The sequence below is a fragment of the Chryseobacterium defluvii genome (assembly GCF_014204415.1).
GTDB classification, from domain to species: Bacteria; Bacteroidota; Bacteroidia; order Flavobacteriales; family Weeksellaceae; genus Chryseobacterium; species Chryseobacterium defluvii_A.
In genome coordinates, this window is the sequence record NZ_JACHLE010000004.1 from 217,880 (window position 1) to 233,298 (window position 15,419).

The 15,419-nt window shown below is 37.6% G+C and carries 16 protein-coding genes and 1 tRNA gene; 2 read left to right on the forward strand and 15 right to left on the reverse strand.

What is annotated here, in order from left to right:
* Window positions 1-123 precede the first annotated feature (123 nt).
* The 11 genes from HNP38_RS14210 to HNP38_RS14260 all read right to left on the reverse strand — a co-directional run bounded on the left by HNP38_RS14210 (window position 124) and on the right by HNP38_RS14260 (window position 10,616).
* Window positions 124-199, reverse strand: a tRNA-His gene (locus HNP38_RS14210).
* A gap of 35 nt (window positions 200-234) precedes the next feature.
* Entirely contained in the window at window positions 235-954 is a 720-nt protein-coding gene (gene bshB1 / locus HNP38_RS14215; protein WP_184190659.1) for a bacillithiol biosynthesis deacetylase BshB1, read from the reverse strand.
* An 81-nt stretch (window positions 955-1,035) separates the two neighbouring features.
* Window positions 1,036-2,685, reverse strand: a complete 1,650-nt coding sequence (locus HNP38_RS14220) for a tetratricopeptide repeat protein (protein WP_184190661.1) — start codon at window positions 2,683-2,685, stop codon at window positions 1,036-1,038.
* An 80-nt stretch (window positions 2,686-2,765) separates the two neighbouring features.
* On the reverse strand, window positions 2,766-3,635 hold the full coding sequence (locus HNP38_RS14225; protein ID WP_184190663.1) for a PstS family phosphate ABC transporter substrate-binding protein: 870 nt from the start codon (window positions 3,633-3,635) through the stop codon (window positions 2,766-2,768).
* Window positions 3,625-3,822: a C4-dicarboxylate ABC transporter gene (locus HNP38_RS14230; RefSeq protein WP_410493772.1), complete on the reverse strand. Its 198-nt coding sequence runs from the start codon at window positions 3,820-3,822 to the stop codon at window positions 3,625-3,627. The genes HNP38_RS14225 and HNP38_RS14230 overlap by 11 nt, the downstream gene beginning before the upstream one ends.
* Window positions 3,823-3,903: 81 nt before the next feature.
* Window positions 3,904-4,743 (reverse strand): energy transducer TonB, encoded by an 840-nt coding sequence (locus tag HNP38_RS14235; RefSeq protein WP_184190665.1) that lies wholly within the window; start codon window positions 4,741-4,743, stop codon window positions 3,904-3,906.
* A gap of 23 nt (window positions 4,744-4,766) precedes the next feature.
* The gene (locus HNP38_RS14240) at window positions 4,767-5,324 is read right to left on the reverse strand and encodes an ExbD/TolR family protein (RefSeq protein ID WP_184190667.1); all 558 of its coding nucleotides are present in this window, start codon (window positions 5,322-5,324) and stop codon (window positions 4,767-4,769) included.
* 9 nt (window positions 5,325-5,333) lie between these two features.
* Window positions 5,334-5,936 (reverse strand): ExbD/TolR family protein, encoded by a 603-nt coding sequence (locus tag HNP38_RS14245; protein ID WP_184190669.1) that lies wholly within the window; start codon window positions 5,934-5,936, stop codon window positions 5,334-5,336.
* 68 nt (window positions 5,937-6,004) lie between these two features.
* Window positions 6,005-6,868 (reverse strand): MotA/TolQ/ExbB proton channel family protein, encoded by an 864-nt coding sequence (locus HNP38_RS14250; RefSeq protein WP_184190671.1) that lies wholly within the window; start codon window positions 6,866-6,868, stop codon window positions 6,005-6,007.
* A 243-nt stretch (window positions 6,869-7,111) separates the two neighbouring features.
* Complete coding sequence (leuS, locus tag HNP38_RS14255) at window positions 7,112-9,964, reverse strand: leucine--tRNA ligase (RefSeq protein WP_184190673.1); 2,853 nt, start codon at window positions 9,962-9,964, stop codon at window positions 7,112-7,114.
* A gap of 184 nt (window positions 9,965-10,148) precedes the next feature.
* The gene (locus HNP38_RS14260) at window positions 10,149-10,616 is read right to left on the reverse strand and encodes a lipocalin family protein (protein ID WP_184190675.1); all 468 of its coding nucleotides are present in this window, start codon (window positions 10,614-10,616) and stop codon (window positions 10,149-10,151) included.
* A 193-nt stretch (window positions 10,617-10,809) separates the two neighbouring features.
* On the opposite strand from HNP38_RS14260, the gene HNP38_RS14265 reads away from it, so the two are divergent.
* A complete protein-coding gene (locus HNP38_RS14265; RefSeq protein ID WP_184190677.1) occupies window positions 10,810-11,787 on the forward strand; it encodes an acyltransferase family protein in 978 nt (325 codons plus the stop codon).
* 13 nt (window positions 11,788-11,800) lie between these two features.
* Window positions 11,801-12,556 carry a glycosyltransferase family 2 protein gene (locus HNP38_RS14270; protein ID WP_184190680.1) on the forward strand — a complete coding sequence of 252 codons (756 nt, stop codon included), beginning with the start codon at window positions 11,801-11,803 and terminating at the stop codon, window positions 12,554-12,556.
* Here HNP38_RS14270 and HNP38_RS14275 read toward each other — a convergent pair.
* From HNP38_RS14275 to HNP38_RS14290, 4 genes are read right to left on the reverse strand one after another with little or no spacing between them, the layout of a single operon-like run.
* Entirely contained in the window at window positions 12,549-13,796 is a 1,248-nt protein-coding gene (locus tag HNP38_RS14275; RefSeq protein WP_184190682.1) for a 3-deoxy-D-manno-octulosonic acid transferase, read from the reverse strand. The genes HNP38_RS14270 and HNP38_RS14275 overlap by 8 nt on opposite strands.
* Window positions 13,797-13,808: 12 nt before the next feature.
* A complete protein-coding gene (locus HNP38_RS14280; protein WP_184190684.1) occupies window positions 13,809-14,147 on the reverse strand; it encodes a cupin domain-containing protein in 339 nt (112 codons plus the stop codon).
* A 10-nt stretch (window positions 14,148-14,157) separates the two neighbouring features.
* On the reverse strand, window positions 14,158-14,622 hold the full coding sequence (locus tag HNP38_RS14285) for a DUF1648 domain-containing protein (RefSeq protein WP_184190686.1): 465 nt from the start codon (window positions 14,620-14,622) through the stop codon (window positions 14,158-14,160).
* A gap of 8 nt (window positions 14,623-14,630) precedes the next feature.
* Window positions 14,631-15,350 carry a C40 family peptidase gene (locus tag HNP38_RS14290; protein WP_184190688.1) on the reverse strand — a complete coding sequence of 240 codons (720 nt, stop codon included), beginning with the start codon at window positions 15,348-15,350 and terminating at the stop codon, window positions 14,631-14,633.
* Window positions 15,351-15,419 lie beyond the last annotated feature (69 nt).

A 15,419-nucleotide genomic window follows, 5' to 3' on the forward strand; every position in this document is an offset into this window, starting at 1 on the left:
GGAGTAAAAGTAAAGTTTTGAAGAACCAAAGAGATATACTTAAGGCTTATTTTGAAAATCATAGAAACTATAAGATCTATTTAAAACAAAAATCCCGCCTAAAAAAGCGGGATGACCTATAATGGGTGAATGATGGGTCTCGAACCCACGACCTTCGGAACCACAATCCGACGCTCTAACCAACTGAGCTACAATCACCGTTTTGTGGTTGCAAATATAGAGATAAAATTTAACCTACAAAATAATTCCATCAAAATTTTTCAGCGCAATCAGCTTTTCCGTCGTAAATCCCTCAGCATAAGTGACTCCCGATAACCTCCCTAAATCCTGCGCCCGGTAGGTTAAGCTTTCTAAAAAATCCTTGGTTGCAATAGGAGTGATGGGCTCATTGGAATCCGGATCATAAAATTGAGTTTTAAAAGCCATACATGCCTCGATCTTTTTATGAAGGTGTTCTGATATGTCAATAACAAATTCCGGCTGAATATGCTTCCATTGGATATAGTGAAAAATATGCTTGGGCCTCCATACTTCCTGGTTTTCCCCTTGCTCTACCGTTTCAATTTTTCTCAATCCGGATAAAAAGCATGCATCTGATACTAATTTTGCACCTTTTGCGTGATCCGGGTGCCTGTCATCAATGGCATTGCTCAAAACGATTTCAGGACGGTATTTTCGGATCATTTTTACAATTCTCAGCTGATATTCTTCCGAGTTCACAAGAAAGCCGTCCTTCATCCCTAAGTTTTCTCTTGCAAGAACACCCAGGATTTTTGCCGAACTGGCAGCTTCTTCTTTTCTTATTTCATCTGAGCCTCTGGTTCCAAGCTCACCTCGGGTGAGATCCACAATAACACATTTTTTACCTTCTGAAACCAATTTGGCAATAGTACCTCCACATCCCAGCTCCACGTCATCAGGATGTGCCCCGAATGCAAGTATATCTGTTTTCATATATTCAAAGATAAGACTTAAAATAAAAACTTCCCAAACATTCAGAATGGGAAGTTGTGTATCTATAATTTAAGTTTTAAATTATTTATTGATCTCTTTGTTTAGCTTTACTGCATCTTCGTATGCAGGATCTAACTGCAAGGATTTTGCTACATAATCTTTAGCTTTTGCCAGATCTGAATCTTTAGCAATATAAGCTACTGCAAAGTAAGCATATGCTAAGGTCTGCTTATTAGCCTCAACATCTGCAGGTTTCACAGTAGAGATGTATTTTTCATAAGATAACTTTGCGGCATCATTATTTCCAGCCTGCTGATAAGCATATCCCTGACCGTAATAAGCAGACGCCCAATCAGGAAGTAAATTAATCATTTTCTGCCAGGTAAGAGATGCTCCGTTCCAGTTTTTAGCTTCCTGATAAGCATTAGCTAGCTTATATATAGCATCGGTATCCTGAGGATTAGCTGCTACTTGTTTTTTCAGGGCTTCAATTTCAGGAGTAGTTGGTCCTGCATCAGCAGACGCCTGAGAAGCTCCACCACCGGAAATATTTGCCAATTCCATATCCCACTTCATAGTTTCATCTTTAGCCGCTTTGGCAATAGCAATTTTCTGCTGTGCTTCGGAAGTCAATGCTGCTTTTTTAGCGGCATCTTTTTCATCTTTGGCTAATCCTGCAGCGATAAGGCCCTGTAATCCTTGGTCAGCAGGCTGTACTCTTGATTTATCCGCTTGGGAAACAAAAGTATCCATATTCTGTTTTGCTTCAGCATACTTCCCATCGGAATATAATTGATAAGCTCTTAATTTGAATTTAATAGGATCATCAATTTTATCAAAAATCTTATCTAATACCATTTTGGAATTTGCATAATCTTCATTGGTGAAGTATAATTTAGCAATCTCCAACTGAGTATATGGGTCTTCATCAGCATATTTTGTATAATTGATCAGATCCTGGGTTGCTTTAGCGTTCTGCTGATATTTGATATCGTAGGCAGCCAATGCTTTGTATGCCGGTGCATAGGTCTGGTCTACCGAAATTGCTTTTTCTATATTCTGTTTTGCCTGTTGCCATTGCTGGGCGGCCATCCATAGAGTCCCCATTCTTGTATAAACAGAAGCTTTGTTTTTAGCAAGAGGCAACGCTTTGTCATAAGCAGTCATAGCATCTCCCGGGATTCTTTTTAAACGGTAAGCATCCCCTAAGGTATAATAATAATGAGCAGGAACTTCTTTTTTCTGTGCTCTTTCAATCCCTTTATTCAGGAACTGGATCGCTAAATCAGGCGCATTATTCTTTTCAAATAAGGTTAATGCTTCAGCCGCTCTGAAAAGTACTTCTGCATCTTTTTCTTTGGAATCAGTTACAATTTTCTGGATCTCAGCAATTGCATTTTTATCGCCTTTTCCCAGCTTCACAGCCGCGAGCCCTATCTTATTAAGGTAGCTTTTACCATCTGCAGCAAGCCCTTTATTAAAATTCTCTGATGCTTTAGCAAAGTCAGGTTCAGCCTGTCTTAAAAAGGTATTTCCCAAATAAAAATAATTTTCGGCCGTAGGCTCTTTAGCAATCATTGCGGTAAAATTATTTTTAGCCTGTGCATACTTATCGCTATCAATACTGTTAATACCTTCCTGTAATGTCTGCGCAAAGGCAAAATTGGTAAAAAACACCACTGCTGCTCCTAAAGCAATCTTCTTTACGTTCATATTCATTATATCTTTCATTTTATATTTTTCTAAAACTGAATTAATTACACACAATTTTCAGACCAAAATAATCTGGTAAAAATTTTATTTAATATTTTTTAACGCATCTGTACTTCTCTTTTGTACAGATTATAGGGCTGCAAGCCTTCTTTCTGAACAATCATCTGCCCAAGCTGGGTACATGAATAACGGATAAATCCATTAGCGATGCTGAAATTACCTTCACTCGTCAAGAAATATAATACTCTGGTAAAAGGGTACTTCATCCCTCTTAATCCCTGCGAATCCGGATAATATTCTTTTCCTTCATTTTCAACAGGTAATATTTTAACCATTTCTCTTAATTTCTCAGAGGTTTTATCATAGGGTCTGCTAAAAGTATTCAGACCGATAACTCCAATTTTTTCAGGATATTTATCCAGCTGCTCTATAATGTTCTGATTTCCCGAAATAATGGAAAATTTTAAATCTCTCGGTTGTTTTTTCAATTTCTCGGCTACAAAATTCAGATTACTGGAATTGGTTCCGTCAAAAATGAAGTTTTTCTCTTCAGAATTCAGGCCATTTTTAATATCTTGCATGGTAATCTTTGTTTTTGGGGAGTTTTTAGGAACTACAAAAACAACAGCATCTGCGGCAAATCTCGCAGGCAGATATTTAAGATCCACTTTTTCCTCATAGGCTTTGATTTCCTGTGGAGACAGAGTTCTTGACATGACAATAAGCTTAGCTTTATTATTTAATAAATCTAAAAATCCCAGGTCTTCTTTCTTCGTCTCTACTTTAAAATGAGTTTCGGGATAGCTGATCATATACCCTTCTGTTAACGCTTCCGTAATGCTTTTAAAGGATTCATCGGTAAGGATCGTAAGATTTCCTTTATGATACGTAGGAATATTTTCGTCTTTCTTCTTATTGCAGCTTAAGATCATAAGCATTAAAGACAGCAACAGCAGCTTATTCTTCATTTCTTGTGTTTTTAAATCTGGATATGGCTCTGAAGATCCTGAAAATACCATAAAGGATCATTACAATTCCCAAAGGATAAGCAACTGCAGGTTCCAGAATAATAAAGAAGAATTTATAGGTAATAATTACAATACCTAAAACGATATAAAAAAACCCGGTGACCAGGGATAACCAATTGAACATCATATAACAAAAATACCAAAAAAAATAAAAAGAGAAGCGATTGCTTCTCTTTATTTCATTATTATTTATAATTTAAAGATAATATCATCCTTCAAAATTCATAGAAACAGGAAATCTAAAACGTAAACGAACAGATTGACCGTTAATTTTAGCCGGAGTCCATTTGTTTTTGATAGATTTGATAGTCCTGACAGCTTCTGCATTAAAGTCAGAATTAGAGCCACTTGCTTTAACGTCTGTAATAGATCCGTCTCTCTCAACTACGAAAATAATTTCAGCTTTTACAGTACCTTCATCACCGTTCATTGCAGATCCATCAAAATTATTTTGAAATTTATTTCTAAACGCATTAATTCCGCCCGGAAATTCTGCATTTTGCTCAACTTCTGTATATATCTGTGTATCACTCACCTGCGGTTTAACTTCAGCCGTTACAGCTTTTCCAGTGGAAGGCGGCGGCGGCGGCGGCGTATAGGCCGGTGCCTTTATCCCTTCCTGATTCTGCAAACCTGTTGTCGTTTCCAACTGTCTTGAAATCGGTGGTGGCGGAGTTTCTATTTTCGGAGCTTTTACAGGCTCAGGAACTACGTTTTGAATTACCTCAATTTTCTCCTCTTCTTTTGGTGGTGGAGGTGGTGGAGGTGGTGCTTCTTCCGGCTGCTCAATGATCTTATCTTCCTGCAATACATCTACAAGGTTGGCTTCAACCTTAGTTTCTTCGTCTGCATTCATCTGCTTAATTTTCATAACGATGAATGGTGTAGCTACTGCAAGAACGAAGAAAGCAGTTCCGATAAGAAAAGATCTGGTAAGCAATCTTGGATAGCTGCTTCTCAAATCATAGGCTCCATACTCTTTATTTCTATGCTCAAATACAATTTCGTCTAAAGTAAGATTACTATTGTATGTATTTTCATTTGCCATATTTTCTATAATTTATGGTTAAACTACTTTGCAGCCGGAGCAGGTCCAACTCTCTTCTCGTAAATGGCTTTTTCCCAAGGCTTTACATCAGTAACCCCGTACTGCTCGCTTTTGGTAATGGCCATTTCATCAAGAATATCCACAAAGTTTTTATATACGGCATCATCAGTAGGCTTGATAATCACGGTGAATTTGGATTTATCAGCAGCTCTGTTTTTTGCCTGCTCAATTATTTTTCTAATTCCTTCTCTGTCAAAAGAAGTTTCATTAAGATTAGCATCTGTAAGGGATGTATTATCCTGCTGATGCCAGAAAATTTTATTATCTCTCCCTAATAATAAAGAGATTGAATTAGAAAGCTTAATTTCTGTTGGAGGTGGCTTCGGCTGATCTTCTTTCGGTTTAGCCGGAAGCCCCAGATCCATAACGTTGGGTTTACTAAATGTAGTTGTGAACATAAAGAAGGTAATCAAAAGAAACCCTAAGTCCACCATCGGAGTCATATCTACGCGGGTATTCTGCTTTTTCGAGCGGACCTTGCCGCCTTTCCCGCCATCCTCTTTTACTTGTACTTCTGCCATTTCTAATAATTATTCAGTTTTACCTTCTTGTGATGTGATCAACCAAAATTTAAGAAAATCAATATCTCTTAAACCTTCAAATAAACTTTTAACTTTTGGATATTCAGTTTGAACGTCACCTTTAATGGCTAGTTTATATTCAGGGTTTATTGCTAAACTCTTTTGAACCCAATCTACCAATTGTTTATTTGTACTGTCCATAGGAACTCCTGCTCCTTTATACGTTTTCTGCTCATCTTCAGGTAAATCCAAGTAGCTCTTTAGTTGAGTAATCGGAACACCAACTGCCTGAACTTTTGTAAATTTAGCTTTTTCTTCGTTCGTAAACTTTATCCCATACTGGTTACCCATACTTTCCAACAACTGCATTCTTTCAGTTCCGTTTTCTACAGGCTGGAAGTAGAATTTACCTCCGGGAGTTACATTGATCGTCATTAAGCTAGCGTCCGGCAATATTTTTTCGGATATTGAAGATGGCGGTTTTATTTGCTCCACATCAGGTTTTTTAAACTGAGTGGTCAAGATAAAGAACGTGAGTAGTAGGAAAGCAACGTCACACATTGCCGTCATATCCGTAACTACCCCATGTCTTTTTGGTTTGACTCTCGCCATATTATTTGTAAAATTTTAAATTAAACTTCTTTGTTTGTTATGCAAATTTCCTGCTAGAAATTTATTTCTTAGTGAAATTCTGCAAAAGACTGCTGGATGCTCATTGCGATCTCATCGATCTTATAAGTTAATCCGTCAATTTTAGAAGTAAAGAAGTTGTAAAGGATGATAGCGATTGCTGAAGTACCGATACCTAATGCCGTGTTGATCAAGGCTTCAGAGATACCGATTGAAAGTGCTGCAGCATCCGGAGTACCACCACCAGAACCTAATGCGAAGAATGCCTTGATCATCCCGATTACCGTTCCTAATAGTGCAACTAATGTAGCAACAGTACCTAAAGTAGAAAGGATCATCATGTTCTTTTCCAACATTGGCATTTCAAGAGTTGTAGCTTCTTCTATAGCCTTGTTAAGAGCTACCATTTTTTGTTCTTTATTTAAAGTAGTATCGTTCGCTAAAGCTTTATAAGTTGTAAGGCCTTCTTTTACTACGTTACCTACAGAACCCTGTTGTCTGTCACACTCTTCAAGAGCTTCATCCACTTTGTTCTGGTTGAGAAGGCTTCTGATTTTTAATACAAAGTTATCAAGGTTTCCAGCTCCTGAAGCTTTTCTAAGAACGAAGAAACGCTCGAAAGAGAAAACGATTACCGTAATCATAAACGTAATCAAAATAGGTACGATAGGACCTCCCATGTAAATAATTCCCATGAAAGACTCAGGATGTAATTCTTTATCAGGAACTCCTGAAAAATAAACTGATCCCCCCGTTAATCTCGGATCTGCTTTAAAGTTCCCCGGATTACCTAGTACGAATAAATAGATACAAACACCTATTACCAATAAGATAGGGATAATCAATCCCGGGTTTAATCCTCCTTGCTTTCTAGCAACTACTTGCTCATCATTTTTTGAAACATTCATTTCCATATTTAACTAAATTATATTGTTTTAAAAATTTTTTACGAGGTGTAAATTAAAGGCAAAATTAATTAAAATGCAAGAGTATGAAATAAACATTTTAGTTTTTTTTGACAAAGAAACTTTAATACAATTCCGATATCTCAATTATTTTCTCAATTTTTGGCAATATTTTGTAATTTTTAAAAATACGTTAAAAATTTAAAAAATTTCAGCCCTCATTTTTTTTAATTTACCAATGTTAATTTTTTTTTAAATTACTATATTCACAATTCTGTTAGGCACTACAATGATTTTTTTCGGGGTCTTTCCTTCCAAAATCTGCTGCATTTTTTCATCACCAATCACCAAATCTTCCACTTCTTTGGGAGATAATCTGGCAGACAGTGCTATCTTGAACTTCATTCTTCCGTTAACACTTACCGGATATTCAAATTCATCTTCTACCAGATAGGCTTCATTCAGTTCCGGGAACTTCTCAAATTCTATGGAAGTGTCATGCCCCAGCAGGCTCCACAGTTCTTCACAGATATGGGGCGCATACGGAGAGATGATAACGGCCAAAGGCTCTAAAATATTGCGTTTGTTGCATTTTATTTTTTGCAGCTCGTTAACAGCGGTCATGAAAGAGGATACAGAGGTATTGAAAGAGAAGTTCTCTATATCGTAAACCACTTTCTTTATTAAGGTATGCAGTACTTTATATTCCGCTTTTGACGGTTCTTCATCCGACACTTCGAAAGTATCTCCGTTGTAATATAAGTTCCAGAATTTTTTTAGAAAACCATATACCCCGCTTAGTCCCTGTGTATTCCACGGCTTGGACTGTTCCAATGGACCAAGGAACATTTCATACAATCTCAAACCGTCTGCTCCGTATTCGTCGCAGATATCATCAGGATTTACCACGTTGTATTTGGACTTGGACATTTTCTCTACTTCCCTGTCTGTGATATATTTTCCGTCTTCCAGAATAAATTCCGCATCGGCAAAATCCGGTCTCCACTGTCTAAATGCTTCAGTATTCAATTCATCAGAGGTTCCTTTTAATAAAGACACATCTACGTGAATCTTCTGGGTTTGATATTCATTCGCTAAATTTTTAGAAACATACTGATTAGTTCCTTCTATCCTATAAACAAACGCACTCATTCCAAGGATCATGCCCTGGTTGATCAATTTCTGGAAAGGTTCATCCTGATCAATATATCCTCTGTCTTTTAAGAACATATTCCAGAAGCGTGAATATAACAAATGTCCGGTTGCGTGTTCACTTCCTCCTATATATAAATCTACCTGTCCCCAATACTCTGAAAGATCCTTTGCACAGAATTCCCCGTCATTTTTAGGATCCATATATCTAAGGAAGTACCATGAACTTCCAGCCCAACCCGGCATTGTAGATAGTTCTAATGGGAATACGGTTTTATCATCAATCAAGTCCGTTGCGACTACTTTCTGGTTTGCCTCATCCCAGGCAAAAGCTTTTGCATTTCCTAGCGGCGGATCTCCGTCTTCTGTCGGTAAATATTTTTCAACTTCCGGAAGCTCTAAAGGTAAAGCAGATACCGGTAAAGTATAAGGCATCCCTTCCTTATAATATACAGGAACGGGCTCTCCCCAGTAACGCTGTCTCGAGAAGATAGCATCTCTCTGCTTATAGTTTATGGTGCCGAAGCCAATATTTCTTTTTACCACCTCATCAATTATTCTTGTTTTGGCTTCTTCATAGTTCAATCCGTCCAAGAAGTCTGAATTGATACAAACGCTGGTTTTGGAATCAAAGGATTTTTCCTGGATATCTTCATCGGTTTCCACTACCTTTTTTATTTCCAGCCCGAACTTTTTTGCAAATCTGTGATCCCGCTCGTCATGAGCCGGAACTGCCATTACCGCACCTGTTCCGTACCCCATCAATACATAGTCTGAAATATAGATCGGCATTTTTTCGTTACTGAACGGATTGATGGCATAACTTCCCGTAAAGGCTCCGGAAACTGTTTTCACATCTGCCAGACGGTCTCTCTCTGTCTTTTTGGATGTTTCTTCTATATAATGATCCACTTCTACTTTTTGAGCATCTGTAGTAATGGTTTCCACTAAAGGATTTTCGGGAGCCAACACCATAAAGGTTGCTCCAAAGATGGTATCAGGCCTTGTTGTGAAGACTTCAATATAGTTGCCGGTTGATTGTTGAGAGTTGTCAGTTTCTTCTTTCAACTCTAAACCATCAACTATAAACTTAACCTGAGCGCCCTGTGACTTTCCGATCCAGTATTCCTGTGAGTCCTTCAAAGGCTGTGGCCAGTCTAAAGTTTTAAGCCCCTGCAATAATCTTTCGGAGTAAGCAGAAATCCTCATGCTCCACTGCATCATTTTCTTTTGATACACAGGATATCCTCCTCTTTCGGATTTTCCGTCTTTCACTTCATCATTGGCCAGTACTGTTCCCAAAGCAGGGCACCAGTTTACGGTAGTTTCTGCCCTGTAAGACAAACGGTAATTCAACAGGATGTCTTCTTTATCTATTTCAGAAGCATTTCTCCATTCTTCTGCCGTGAAATTCAATTCTTCATTCTGATTGGCATTTAAACCTTCTGTCCCTTTTTCTTCAAAATGCCGAATTAAAGTATCAATAGATTCTGCCTTATCGGTATTTTTATTATACCACGAATGGAACAGCTGAATAAAAATCCACTGTGTCCATTTATAATAAGAAGCGTCTGAAGTTCTTACCTCCCTGCTCCAGTCGAAGGAGAAACCGATCTTTCTTAACTGTTCTTCGTATCTGGTAATATTCTGTTCTGTAGTAACTGCAGGATGCTGCCCAGTCTGAATGGCGTACTGCTCGGCAGGAAGACCAAAACTATCGTATCCTATCGGGTGAAGAACATTGAACCCCTGATGCCTTTTATATCTTGCATAAATATCGGAGGCTATATATCCCAGAGGATGCCCTACATGAAGCCCCGCTCCGGATGGATACGGAAACATATCGAGAACATAAAATTTAGGTTTGTCTGTTGTATCGGAAGTTTTATAGGTTTGATTTTCTTCCCAGTATTTCTGCCACTTTTTTTCTATCTGCTGATGATCGTAAAACACTTTATTATAGATATTAGATGTTAGATGTTAGATGTTAGACATATTTCAGCCTTAAAATCAGGATTCACAAAAATAATGATTTTAAAAGAAATTAAAATTTAATTTTTAATTAATTAGCATGAGCATAACAATAAAAAAATCCCATCCGGAGATGAGATCTTTATTCTGTTATATTCTTAACTTATTACTGAATTCTCTTGAATGTATAAGTTACGGAATGATATTCGATAGGATCTGTCTTATCTTCGATGGTAAGGTTCAAAGTGTTATCATTGAGCGTCGTTACTTTTCCGTTATCCGGAGCCACGATACCCTGATACTTTATCTGTACAGCTTTAGTGCTCTTATCATAGGTATAGGTAAGATTACGCTCAAAAGTCGTATCACATTGATTAGGAATAGCACTATCCCCCTTGTCGGTCCTTTTCCCTATTCCGCCGTCCACGAATACCCATCTGGATTCTTTCTGACAATTCGTATAGGTGATTTCATCTGAAACCCCATTTCCTCCAACCGGAATAGTAGTTACAACCTCTTTTATCGGCTGCCATGTTCCCACAAGCGGATACTCTATTGTATTATCGTCATCATCATTACATCCGGTAGCTACAAATAAGGATAAACCTGCAAACAGTAATGCTAATTTCTTCATATATCAAATTTTTGAAGTGCTAAAATTATAATTTTTTTGATTTATTTAATAGTTTTTTGTGAAAAATTATTTCAAAAGTCTATATTTCTATCTATAATAAAATATTTAATTTGCAATTTACCTTCATTTAACAAACATTCGGGAAGATATGGGTCACTATTTTATTAAAAAAACTATTTTTGCAGAAAAAAAAATGCAGGATATAGCGAAAAATAATTTTGATTTCATACGGGTTCTCTTAGCTTTTATTGTTTTTGTAGGTCATCTTGGTTATTTAAGTACTTCTGACACTTTGGTTTTCTTAAAGCACAGCCCTGTTGAGATTGCTGTTTTCGCATTTTTTATTGTAAGTGGTTTTCTGATCGCGAGGAGCTATGAAAGAACCAGTACCCTGCTGAAATATGCCAAGAAAAGATTCAACAGAATTGTACCGGGATATATGCTGGTAGTTGTGCTTTGTACAGTATTGCTAAGTCTGGTAAGCACCTTGTCTTTTACGGATTATTTCAGCAATATCCAGACGTATAAATATTTTTTCTGGAATTCAGTTTTCTTAAACTTCATGGCTCCAAATCTTCCTGAAGTATTTGGTAACGGTGCCGTGAACGGGGCGCTCTGGACCATTAAAATTGAAATGTGCTTCTATGCCGCAGTTCCTATCATATTCCTGTTCTTCGGCAAAAATAATAAGTACCGAAACTTAAGTCTGATCATCCTTTATTTTTTATCACTGGCCTATCTTAATTATTTTGAGATGACCGACAGAGTGGTTATTTCAAGGCAGATCCCGGGAGCATTATGTTATTTTATCGGTGGAATGCTGATCTATTTTAATTTTGACAAATTTATTCAATATAAGCAACCGCTTTTTATTGTTGCCTGCATTACGGTTTGGATCGATCTGATCTTCCATATTAAATTATTCTCACCGATGATGCTAAGCATTATTGTACTATATATAGCTTATTCTTTTAAGTTTTTGAATAATTTCGGGAAGTACGGGGATTTCACCTATGGCATTTATATCTTCCACTTCCCTATCATCAGAGTATTTGCCACGTTGGGGCTGTTCACCAGCTATAATCCGTATGTGATGGCGGTGATCTGTATGCTGCTTGTTATTGCCATAGGTATTGCCTCATGGCATCTGTATGAAAAAAGATTTTTATAATTAAAGAACACGAATGAAAGACCTTGTATCTATTATCACCCCCTGCTATAATTCGGCTGAATTTATTGAAGAGACCATACAATCTGTCCTGAACCAGACGTATGAGAACTGGGAATGGCTGATCAGTGATGACCTTTCCAAAGATAATACCGTTGAGATCATCAGGAAATACAATGACCCGAGGATAAAGCTTCAGGTCCTTGAGAAAAACGGCGGTGCAGGCAATGCAAGAAATAATAGCCTGGAAAGGGCGCAGGGAAGATATATTGCTTTTCTGGATTCTGATGATTACTGGTACCCGAACTACCTGGAAACAATGACCAATTATATGCAGGAACACCAGGTGGAACTTGTTTATTGTAACTATTCCAGGTGTAATGAACAGCTGGAGCCCATATTGAAAGATTTTTTAGCAGATAAGGTGGTTACTTTCTCCAATCTTTTAAAAACCTGCAGGCTGGCACCGGTCTCCACCATGTATGATACAAAAAGAGTGGGTAAATTCTTATTCCCCGTAAAAAGCAAGCGTGAAGATCATGTAATGTGGCTGAACCTTCTTAAGGAAATACCGGAAGGACATCCTGTAAAACAGACCCTTGCCAAATACAGAATGCGTGAGAACAGTGTATCCAGGAAGAAAAAGAACATTATCAAAGACCAGTATCTGGTTTATAAGGATTTTATGGGATTTTCTACCGTCAGATCTTTATACTATACGGCCAACTGGGCACTCAACGGCTTTATGAAGTATTCAAAGTTTTTTAATTAGGATCAATATTTTTCAGGATCTTATGGATAATGATCTCTGTAGAGTTGGGTTTTCCATCAACAAATTTCCGGGCATTCCCGGACATCGCGGTTAATGTTTCGTCATCATTGAGGAGAAACAGTACAAAGTTGGCAGCTTCACCTTCTCTTCCGAAAGATTTACCACCTTCGGCTGAGATCAGTTCGTCAGCTTCCGGATTTTTTCTGTAATGGCTTCCAAATACTACAGGAACCCCGAAAGTTGCAGCTTCCAGTATATTATGCAGGCCTGCTTCATGAAAACCTCCTCCTACAACGGCAATATCCGCGTAAGAATATAATTTTGATAATAATCCGATGCTGTCGATGATCAATAAACGATGATTACTCAACAATGGATGATAATCTGATATCTGGCTATATAACAGTGCATCGGGGAAGATCTGTTTCAAATGCTGCACTCTTTTTAGATCGTGGGGAGCCATAATGATCTTGGCATCGGGATCTTTTTGAAAAATTTCTTCGGAGATCTTCTCTTCGGCATGCCATGAACTTCCGAAAACAATCACTTTTTCATCTCCAATAAATTCTTTAATGAAATTTACATGATTATTGCGTTCCCTGAGCTGTTTTACCCGGTCAAATCTTGTATCTCCAGCTACGGAAGATTTTATAAGGCCAATAAGTTTGGCAAAATTAAGAGACTGTGAGGTTTGGTGAAAAAACCAGTCTATATTGCTCTGCAGCTGTTTCACAAACCACTTTCCGTAGAAAGTAAAAAAAGCCTGCTTTTCATAAAATAAAGCAGAAATAACGTAAGTTTTTACATTCTGTTTCTTTAATGCATCAAGAAGATGATACCAGTAATCGTATTTCACTGTAAAAAACAGTTCGGTCTTAAATTGTGAAGTAAATTCACTGATTATACTCTTTTTATCGAATGGCAGGTAACATACCACATTAGCAATATGTTTCTTTTTAACTACATTCTCATATCCTGAAGGAGAAAAAAACGTGATCAGAATTTTATGATCCGGAAACTCTTCTTTTAATTTTTCCAGGACCGGAAGGCCCTGTTCGTATTCTCCCAAGCTCGCAGCATGCATCCAGATGATCTTATCCGATCCCGAAAAGGCCGATTTTACCAGATTCAAAGATTGTTTTCTTCCTTCAATTCCTTTTCTGGTTTTCTCATTGAACAAAGCAAAGACTTTCATCCCGAAGATGAGAAGGCTGACAAATATATTATAAAAGAAAGACATCCGGATTATTTTTTAAACTTCAACTCTGTCATTATTTGTTGATGGATTGGAGATCACCAAAAACTCCACATCCTCTGCTGATTCATTGGAAATACAATGTTTCGATTTTGGCAAAACTGAAATTCCTTCACCCTTTTTTAATATAATTTTTTTATCCTCTACGCAAAAAACTGCCTGTCCCTTTAAAATATAAAAGAATTGTTCTGCATGATCATGAAAGTGCAGCTTTTCAGAAGTATTCGGCGGCATTTTTTCCTGTTTTACAGAAAGATTCCCGGTATCCCTTAAAACCCAGCTGTCGCATTGGCTGCCCCAGATATAGTGTTCGGAATTTTCTTTTGAAACTATCATTTGAAGGGGGTTAATAAGGGTTTGCAGATTTTCCTTTTCTGATCATGATAAATACCCAGGTCCCAAGGGTAAGGAACAGAAAACCCAACAGGACAAAAGCGAGGTTGCTGAGTGCCTGTATTCTTCCCTGAGCGATTAAAACGGTTTCAATAAGCATGTCCCAGAATAATAACAGAATGGGGATGAGAATCGTATATGAAAATAGTTCCAGTGTTTTTTTATCCCGGAAATTATCCGGTATGTTCAGCATGGGAGATCTTGGATCTTTTGTAACAGCAATCAGCACAAAAAAAATAAACGTTGCTATGGATGGAAGGAGCCAGATCATTTTTTTATGGTCTTCACCGTCTATATTTCCATAGGAATTAAAATGAGTCGGAATGATCTCCGGCAGTTCTCCATATTTCAATCCTGTAAATCCCCAGATAAAAATGAGGAGTATTATATTAATGCCTAATAATATTCTGGAAACCATTTTCAGTTTTACTGAATGACACTTCTAATCACTCTCAGTTTATGGGTATGTTTATTCATCTCTTTATTAAAGATGCCTGTAGAGTCTAATGTATCGATCCTTACTTTCCCGGAAGCATGAATGATCTTTTGATTTTCAAGCATAATTCCTACGTGGATGATCTTCCCTTCAGGGTTCTCAAAAAAGGCCAGATCCCCCGGACGGCTTTCTTCAACAAAGCTCAGTGGTTCCCCCACTTCAGCCTGCTGATAAGTATCTCTTGGTAATTTAATGTTATGGATCTTATAGACCAGTTGTGTAAAACCGGAGCAATCTACGGCAAAAAAGCTTTTCCCACCCCACAGATAAGGAACGTTGATGAATTCTCTGGCCGTTAAAGCAATACTTTCCCTCACATCATGGCTTCGTCTTGATGCAACAGCCGGAAATTCCACTTCAGAACCCATGGATAAAAGTGTTTTGCCGTCATTCATGATTACCGAAGAAAAATCTTCCGTGATGATGGTCACTTTCCTGTTAGCAAGTTCTTCGTCTGTTACAGGCCTGATCTGTTTTGTATCCATCCATCCTTCATAACCGTCGTAATGCATCTTTATCCTGGTCCAGTTCTTATTGACTTCCAGAATATCCGCACTTTCACCAAATAATATCTCAGTAACAATTTCCGCTTTATCAGAACTCTCCGCACGAACGGGCGCTACCGTAACTATACAAATTCCTTTATTCATTAAATTATCTATTAAAAGATTCAATGATTTAAAGATTAAAAAATCAGATGTGGTAAATCTTTTAATTTT